Origin of the sequence: Citrobacter sp. wls826 (assembly GCF_005281245.1) — a bacterium.
In the GTDB taxonomy this organism is placed as follows: domain Bacteria; phylum Pseudomonadota; class Gammaproteobacteria; order Enterobacterales; family Enterobacteriaceae; genus Citrobacter; species Citrobacter braakii.
The window spans coordinates 1-8285 of record NZ_SZWS01000029.1; the positions used below are offsets into that span (position 1 = coordinate 1).

Here is an 8285-nt window from a genome sequence, read left to right on the forward strand (position 1 = left end):
AAAAAACCCGCGAAAGCGGGTTTTTTCGTTTTATGCGATTGCTCCGGACTTACGGCATCTGCGAAGCGCGTCCCAGATAGCTGTCCCAGTCCTTCCACACGGGCTGTAACCCTTGCGCCATTAGTGCTTCAGCAACGGCTTCTGGGCGACGGGCGTCGTGTGGGGAGAACTGTTCCAGTTCAGGATGGTTATCGGCATAACCGCCGGGCTGTGTTTTTGAGAAGGCGCTGACGTTGTTGATCGCCAGCGGGATCACATGATCACGGAACCATGGCGATTCGCGGGTGGAGAGCGACAGCTCAATTTCTGGCGCCAGTAAACGAAACGCGCAAATGGTTTGGACCAACTGTCGCTCGTCCATGATCGATGCGGGTTCAACGCCACCGGTGCATGGGCGCAGGCGAGGGAAGGAGATGGAGTAGCGGCTCTGCCAGTAATGCTGCTGCATCCACAGCAGATGTTCAGCTACCATATAGCAATCGACCCGCCAGCTGTCGGACAAACCAATCAACGCGCCAAGACCGATTTTGTCGATCCCTGCGCGGCCCAGCCTGTCCGGCGTTTCCAGTCGCCAGAAGAAATCCTGCTTTTTCCCCTTCAGATGGTGGCGAGCGTAAATCGCCTCATGATAGCTCTCCTGATACACCATCACGCCATCCAGTCCCAGCGTCTTCAGCTCCGCATATTCAGCCTCTGACAGCGGCTGAACTTCCATCTGCAACGAGGCAAACTGGCGGCGAATGGTGGGCAAATGGCGACGAAAGTAATCCATTCCGACTTTTGCCTGATGTTCACCGGTGACCAACAACAGATGCTCAAAACCCAGCTCACGGATAGCGGTACACTCTCGTTTTATCTCATCTTCGTCCAGCGTTTTGCGTTTGATACGGTTGCTCATGGAAAAGCCGCAGTAGGTGCAGTCGTTGGCGCAAAGATTCGAGAGATACAGCGGAACATAAAAGCTGACCGTGTTGCCGAAGCGCTGCCGGGTCAGGCGCTGCGCTCGCTGTGCCAACGGCTCCAGAAAGTCGGCGGCGGCAGGGGAGAGCAACGCCATCAGATCGTCGCGACTAAGCTGTGAAGTGTTGAGGGCGTGCTCCACGTCAGCGGCGGTTTTACCGTTGATACGCAGGCGGATGTCATCCCAGTCAAGCTGGCGCCAGCGGTCGCTGAACGTTTTCATACGAAGGCCTCCAGGAATCCGGTTAACGGGCTGGTGGCGCTTGCCTGCGAACTTTTGCTTCCTGGTACCGCCTGGCGCGCCAGAAGGCCCGCTTCAACCGCCAGACGGAAGGCGGTAGCCATCGTGACCGGGCAGTCGGCCACGGCGATTGCCGTGTTGACCAGCACTGCGTCGGCACCCATTTCCAGCGCCTGTGTGGCGTGGCTGGGGACGCCAATACCCGCATCAACCACCACCGGTACGGTTGCCTGTTGGATAATAATCTCCAGCATCGCTTTCGTTTCCAGTCCCTGATTAGAACCGATGGGCGCGCCGAGCGGCATTACCGCCGCGCAGCCGACCTCTTCCAGCCGCTTACACAGCACCGGATCCGCGCCGCAGTAGGGCAGCACCACAAAGCCCAGTTTCACCAATGCTTCCGCGGCTTTTAACGTTTCAATCGGATCCGGCAATAGCCAGCGGGCGTCCGGGTGGATTTCTAATTTTAGCCAGTTTGTGCCCAGCGCTTCACGTGCCAGCTGGGCGGCGAAAATAGCCTCTTCCGCGGTTTTCGCCCCAGAGGTGTTAGGCAGTAGCGTCACCCCCGCGTCGATAAGTGGGGCCAGAATGGCATCGTTGTGCTGGCGCAAATCCACGCGCTTCATCGCCAGCGTCACCAGTTGGCTGCCGGAGGCGCGAATCGCCTCGACCATCAGCTGCGACGAAGCAAATTTTCCGGTGCCGGTGAACAGATGTGAATCAAACGTTTTGTCGGCAATACGTAACATATCAACCCCCTGCAATAACCTGAAAAAGCAGGATCTGGTCGCCTTCCTGCACGATTTGCTGCTCCCACTGCTCGCGCGGCAGGATCTGCTGATTGAGCGCCAGCGCCGCTCCCGGTTTAAGTTGATTTAGCGCAGTGAGCAGCCCGCTGACGGTTTGTCCCTCGGCGCACTGCATCGGCTCATCATTGAACTGAATCTGCATGTTGTCCTCCGCAGACCGGGCAGCCGCTGGCACGACGCAGCGCGAGGCTGCGCCACTGGCTGGTTTTACCGTCGAACAGGCGTAGCTCCCCACTGGGAGTTTCAATGCCGCTGAGTAATTTAATCGCCTCCAGCGCTTGCAAGGTGCCCATCACGCCCACAACCGGGCCGACGATGCCGGCGGTGCGGCAGTTGCGTTCCGGCTCTACATCATCCGGCCACAGGCAACGGTAACAGCCTTGTTCCCACGGTGGCGTCAGTAGCATTAGCTGGCCGCCAAAGCCCACAGCGCTGGCGGTGATGAGCGGAGTGTTGAGCATCACGCAGGCGGCGTTAATTTCCTGGCGCGTCGCCATGTTGTCGGTACAGTCGAGCACCACGTCGGCACGCGCTACCGCATGCCGGAGCGCCTCACCGGTCAGCCGCTGCTCAAGGACGACCAGCTCGCTGTCCGGATTAAGGCGTGCCAGATGTCGCTTTGCCGCCTGTGCTTTCGGGCGGGCGATATCATCGGTGGTGAACAATATTTGCCGCTGCAGGTTGCTCAGATGAACGTCATCATCGTCCGCCAACGTCAGCGTGCCGACGCCCGCTCCCGCCAGATACAGTGCCGCAGGCGAGCCGAGCCCACCTAAACCGACGATCAGCACATGGCTATCGAGCAGCTTTTGTTGGCCCTCAATGGCAATGTCGCCGAGCAGGATCTGGCGGCTGTAGCGCATAAAATCGCGGTCATTCATCGCCGGCTCCCGCAATGTCCAATAGCTGCGCCGTGGCTGCCTGCCAGTCTGCGGCGTGGGTTATGGCGCTGACCACGGCAATGCTGCCAACGCCGGTCGCCAGCACCCCTGGGGCGCGCTCAAGGCTGATGCCGCCGATAGCGACAGTGGGGTAATCCGCCAGTCGTTTACTATGGCTTGCCAGCTGCGTGAGACCCTGCGGGGCCGACGGCATCTGCTTGGTTTGCGTCGGGAAGACATGACCCAACGCGATATAAGAAGGCTTAGCAGCCAGCGCTACGTCTATCTCCATATCATCGTGAGTGGAAACACCCAGGCGTAGCCCCGCCGCCTGAATCGCCTTCAGGTCGGTGGTTTCGAGGTCTTCCTGGCCCAGATGCACGCCGTACGCGTTGTGCTTAATTGCCAGGCTCCAGTAGTCGTTGATAAACAGGCGAGCATCATAGCGACGCCCCAACTCTATGGCGGCAATGACGTCGGTTTCGACCTCTTCATCACGTTTATCTTTAATGCGCAGTTGGATCGTGCGCACACCTGCCTGCAGCAAGCGTTCAATCCATTCAACGCTGTCTACCACCGGGTACAGCCCGAGGCGGAACGGCACGGTCGGGAAATCAGGCTGGTACATCACGCCTCCTCTTTTTTGAGGTAGATTTCGCCGCCTTTGGCGCGGAAGTTCTCCGACATATCCGCCATTCCGATTTCAATGGTTTGTGCGGCGGCGTAGTCGCGGACCTCCTGGCTGATTTTCATCGAGCAGAACTTCGGCCCGCACATGGAGCAGAAGTGGGCAACCTTGCCGGACTCCTGTGGCAGGGTTTCATCGTGATAGGCGCGGGCGGTGAATGGGTCGAGTGCGAGGTTAAACTGGTCTTCCCAGCGGAATTCGAAGCGCGCTTTCGACATGGCGTTATCGCGGATCTGCGCTCCCGGATGGCCTTTGGCTAAATCAGCGGCATGGGCGGCAATCTTGTAGGTAATCAGCCCTTGCTTCACGTCTTCTTTGTTCGGCAGGCCAAGGTGCTCTTTTGGCGTGACGTAGCACAGCATCGCACAGCCAAACCAGCCGATCATCGCCGCACCAATGCCGGAGGTGAAGTGGTCATAGCCCGGCGCGATATCTGTCGTCAACGGCCCTAAGGTGTAGAACGGCGCTTCATGGCAGTGCTCCAGCTCTTCGGTCATATTGCGCTGGATCATATGCATCGGCACATGACCCGGGCCTTCAATCATCACCTGCACGTCGTATTCCCAGGCGATTTTGGTCAGTTCGCCCAGCGTATGCAGCTCGGAGAACTGCGCCTCGTCGTTGGCATCCTGAATCGAGCCTGGACGCAGGCCGTCGCCGAGAGAGAGCGAAACGTCATAGGCGGCACAGATTTCGCAAATCTCGCGGAAATGTTCAAACAGGAAGTTCTCTTTGTGATGAGAGAGACACCATTTCGCCATGATCGAACCGCCGCGCGAGACAATACCTGTCAGGCGTTTGGCGGTCATCGGCACGTAGCGCAGCAGTACGCCCGCGTGAATGGTGAAGTAGTCGACGCCCTGTTCGGCTTGTTCGAGCAGCGTGTCGCGGAAGGCTTCCCAGGTGAGATCTTCGGCGATCCCGTTAACCTTCTCCAGCGCCTGGTAGATCGGTACGGTACCGATCGGCACCGGGCTGTTACGTAGGATCCACTCGCGGGTTTCGTGAATATAGCGGCCGGTGGAGAGGTCCATCACCGTATCTGCGCCCCAGCGGGTCGACCACACCAGCTTCTCCACCTCTTCTTCAATGGAGGAGGTCACCGCCGAGTTACCGATGTTGGCGTTCACCTTCACCAGGAAGTTGCGGCCGATGATCATCGGCTCGGATTCCGGGTGGTTGATGTTGGCAGGAATAATCGCGCGGCCCGCAGCGACTTCATCACGCACGAATTCCGGGGTGATGTTTTCCGGCAGGCGAGCGCCAAAGTTCATCCCTGGATGCTGATGGCGCAGCACTTCACTACGAATGCGCTCGCGGCCCATGTTTTCACGGATGGCGATAAATTCCATCTCCGGGGTAACCATCCCCTGACGGGCATAGTGCAACTGGGTAACGCGCTTGCCGGCTTTGGCGCGTTTTGGCGTCAGCAGGCCGCTGAAACGCAGCTCGTCCAGGCCATCGTCGGCCAGACGTTGTTTGGTATAAGCGGAGCTACGGTCGTCTAATTCTTCGCTATCATTACGCGCCGCAATCCACGGCTGGCGCAGTTTCGCCAGACCCTGCTGAACGTTAATCGCCACATCAGGATCGCCGTACGGCCCGGAGGTGTCGTACACCGGCACGGCTTCGTTCTCTTCAAACTGCGGGTTGTCTTTCGTACCACCAATCAGCGTAGGACTTAGCTGGATTTCGCGCATCGGGATGCGAATATCCGCCTGCGAACCGGTGATGTAGATGCGTTTTGAGTTAGGAAAGGCGGTACCTTCCAGCGTGTCGATAAAGTGTTGGGCTTGGGCGCGCTGTTCGCGGCGTGATGGTTTAGTAGTGGCAGACATAGCTCATTCCAAATAAAAGTAAGGATATGGCTTGTCAGACGACGGATGAAGCAAGAGAGACGAACGCCAAAGGGCGATACGGTTGTAGATTGACTCTTGTTCCCTTCGCAGGTTTTAACCTGATCAGGTTCCGCGGATCCCGAATTAACGGTCTCAGCCTTTTCCACTCATGCTGCTGTGGAAAATAAGCACTCCGACAAGAAGTAACCTCAAAAAGAGGTAATGAATGTAAATTACGCGTTAATGTCGCAAATCTCAAGCAGGACGTTTGATCATGCCACTCTCGTGCATCGCATCAAAAACCAGCATGATCAGCTTATCTTCCAGCACGAACCGGGCTTCCAGCGCCTCGCCGATATCCGATAAGGCCTGTTGAAATTCAAGGAAGTTATCGTGATCAATGGCGGTCTCCAGACTGGAATCATAGTAGTCCATGATCAGTTGCGTATTGGCTTCCAGGAGCGGCCAAATTTTTGTGGCTTTTAAAAGCTGCCCGTTCCCTTCCAATTTATGGAGAATACGTTCATAAATACTGAAGTGTCCGGTGGAAAGGTAATCGACCAGGCTCTGGCAAAAATCATCCAGCGCCTTTTCATTGAGCCGCATGTACGATTCTTTGCCAGGCTTAATGCCAACCAGATTGTAGTAAGCCACGAGCAGGTGCTTACGTACATGTAGCCAGCGATCAACCAGTTTGTTACTTCCTCCGACGTGCTCCGTCAGGCTTTCCAGCTGGTTTAGCATGATTGACTCCGCAAGATGGTGTTTAGGAACGGCTCACCCGTAAATGTAAAAATAATGTAAACAACATGCCTGTGAAGCAAAGGTTGCGCAAGAGATATGGATCGTATAATTGAAAAATTAGATAGCGGCTGGTGGATTGTCAGTCATGAGCAAAAGTTATGGTTGCCTCATGGCGAACTGCCTTACGGCGACGCAGCAAGTTTTGATCTGACCGGGCAGCGTGCACTTCCTATAGGCGAATGGGAAGGGGAGACGGTCTGGCTGGTGCAGCAGCAGCGTCGGCACGATATGGGGTCTGTGCGCCAGGTCATTGACCAGGATGTTGGCCTGTTTCAACTGGCCGGACGCGGTGTACAACTGGCCGAGTTCTACCGCTCACATAAATTCTGCGGTTACTGCGGTCATCCCATGCACCCGAGTAAAACGGAATGGGCGATGCTGTGTAGCCACTGTCGAGAACGCTACTACCCGCAAATTGCCCCCTGCATTATCGTCGCTATTCGCCGTGACGACACTATCCTGCTTGCCCAACATGTTCGCCATCGTAACGGCGTGCATACCGTGCTGGCGGGTTTTGTCGAAGTGGGCGAGACCCTCGAGCAGGCGGTGGCGCGCGAAGTCATGGAAGAGAGCGGCATTAAGGTGAAAAACCTGCGCTACGTCACTTCTCAGCCGTGGCCGTTCCCACAGTCTTTGATGACCGCATTTATGGCGGAGTATGATAGCGGCGAAATTGTTATTGACCCGAAAGAACTGCTGGAAGCGAACTGGTATCGCTATGACGATTTACCGCTCCTGCCCCCGCCGGGCACCGTCGCGCGTCGATTGATTGAAGATACTGCCGCCCTCTGCCGGGCAGAGTATGAGTGACACACATGTTACACTGGCGTGAAATAGCTCAAGGAATGGAAAAATGACCGAACTGAAGAACGATCGTTATCTGCGTGCGCTGCTGCGCCAGCCCGTTGATGTCACTCCGGTATGGATGATGCGCCAGGCGGGCCGCTATCTACCGGAATATAAAGCCACGCGCGCCGAGGCGGGCGATTTTATGGCACTGTGCAAAAATGCCGAGCTGGCCTGCGAAGTCACGCTGCAGCCGCTGCGTCGCTATAAGCTTGATGCGGCGATCCTCTTTTCGGATATCCTGACGATTCCCGATGCGATGGGACTTGGGCTGTATTTTGAAGCAGGAGAGGGCCCACGCTTTACCTCACCGATCGTCAGCAAGGCTGACGTCGACAAACTGCCGATCCCGGACCCGGAAGATGGACTGGGTTATGTGATGAATGCGGTGCGCACTATCCGCCGTGAACTGAAAGGCGAAGTGCCGCTGATCGGCTTCTCCGGTAGCCCGTGGACACTGGCGACCTATATGGTCGAAGGCGGCAGTAGTAAGGCCTTCACCGTGATTAAAAAGATGATGTACGCCGATCCAAAGGCGCTGCATCTGCTGCTTGATAAGCTGGCGAAGAGCGTCACTCTGTACCTGAACGCGCAGATCAAAGCGGGCGCGCAATCGGTAATGATTTTCGACACCTGGGGCGGTGTGCTGACCGGTCGCGACTATCAGCAGTTCTCCCTGTACTACATGCACAAAATCGTCGACGGCCTGATGCGCGAGAACGAAGGTCGTCGCGTACCGGTGACGCTGTTCACTAAAGGCGGTGGTCAGTGGCTGGAAGCGATGGCGGAAACCGGCTGTGATGCGTTAGGTCTGGACTGGACCACTGACATTGCCGATGCGCGTCGTCGTGTAGGTCATAAAGTGGCACTGCAGGGCAATATGGATCCGTCCATGCTGTATGCGCCGCCAGCCCGCATCGAAGAAGAGGTGGCGACGATTCTGGCCGGTTTTGGTCAGGGTGAAGGCCATGTCTTTAACCTGGGCCACGGCATTCATCAGGATGTCCCGCCAGAGCATGCGGGTGTCTTCGTGGAGGCGGTACATCGGTTGTCGGAACAGTATCACCGCTAAGGAGTCATTATGGATCTTGCGTCATTACGCGCACAGCAGCTTGAACTGGCCTCTTCAGTGATCCGCGAGGATCGCCTGAGGAGCGATCCGCCGGATCTGATCGGCGGGGCGGACGTTGGGTTCGAGCAGGGGGGCGAAGTGACGCG

9 protein-coding genes, 1 pseudogene and 1 riboswitch are annotated in these 8285 nt (G+C 56.9%); of the genes and pseudogenes, 3 read left to right on the forward strand and 7 right to left on the reverse strand.

The features are described from left to right. Positions 1-49: 49 nt before the first annotated feature. From thiH to FDW87_RS07475, 7 genes are all read right to left on the reverse strand, one after another. Positions 50-1183, reverse strand: a complete 1134-nt coding sequence (gene thiH / locus FDW87_RS07445; RefSeq protein WP_131347367.1) for a 2-iminoacetate synthase ThiH — start codon at positions 1181-1183, stop codon at positions 50-52. Further along, on the reverse strand, positions 1180-1950 hold the full coding sequence (gene thiG / locus FDW87_RS07450; protein ID WP_047415991.1) for a thiazole synthase: 771 nt from the start codon (positions 1948-1950) through the stop codon (positions 1180-1182). Before thiG ends, thiH begins: the two co-directional genes overlap by 4 nt. A 1-nt stretch (position 1951) precedes the next feature. Then, a complete protein-coding gene (gene thiS / locus FDW87_RS07455; protein WP_016155307.1) occupies positions 1952-2152 on the reverse strand; it encodes a sulfur carrier protein ThiS in 201 nt (66 codons plus the stop codon). Then, positions 2133-2891, reverse strand: a complete 759-nt coding sequence (locus FDW87_RS07460; RefSeq protein ID WP_137379592.1) for a HesA/MoeB/ThiF family protein — start codon at positions 2889-2891, stop codon at positions 2133-2135. Before FDW87_RS07460 ends, thiS begins: the two co-directional genes overlap by 20 nt. Beyond that, a complete protein-coding gene (gene thiE, locus FDW87_RS07465) occupies positions 2884-3519 on the reverse strand; it encodes a thiamine phosphate synthase (protein WP_137379593.1) in 636 nt (211 codons plus the stop codon). The genes FDW87_RS07460 and thiE overlap by 8 nt, the downstream gene beginning before the upstream one ends. Next, positions 3519-5417, reverse strand: coding sequence for a phosphomethylpyrimidine synthase ThiC (thiC, locus tag FDW87_RS07470; RefSeq protein ID WP_047498840.1), 1899 nt, complete (start codon positions 5415-5417; stop codon positions 3519-3521). Before thiC ends, thiE begins: the two co-directional genes overlap by 1 nt. Positions 5418-5500: 83 nt before the next feature. Next, positions 5501-5623: riboswitch (TPP riboswitch) on the reverse strand. 49 nt (positions 5624-5672) lie between these two features. Next, positions 5673-6161, reverse strand: coding sequence for an Rsd/AlgQ family anti-sigma factor (locus tag FDW87_RS07475; protein WP_016155311.1), 489 nt, complete (start codon positions 6159-6161; stop codon positions 5673-5675). 96 nt (positions 6162-6257) lie between these two features. On the opposite strand from FDW87_RS07475, the gene nudC reads away from it, so the two are divergent. The 3 genes and pseudogenes from nudC to FDW87_RS22050 form a co-directional block, all read left to right on the forward strand. Beyond that, positions 6258-7031, forward strand: a complete 774-nt coding sequence (nudC, locus tag FDW87_RS07480) for an NAD(+) diphosphatase (RefSeq protein ID WP_137352363.1) — start codon at positions 6258-6260, stop codon at positions 7029-7031. 43 nt (positions 7032-7074) lie between these two features. After that, positions 7075-8139 (forward strand): uroporphyrinogen decarboxylase, encoded by a 1065-nt coding sequence (gene hemE, locus FDW87_RS07485; RefSeq protein WP_047415999.1) that lies wholly within the window; start codon positions 7075-7077, stop codon positions 8137-8139. A 9-nt stretch (positions 8140-8148) separates the two neighbouring features. After that, positions 8149-8285, forward strand: a pseudogene (locus tag FDW87_RS22050) (endonuclease V); the annotation flags it as partial.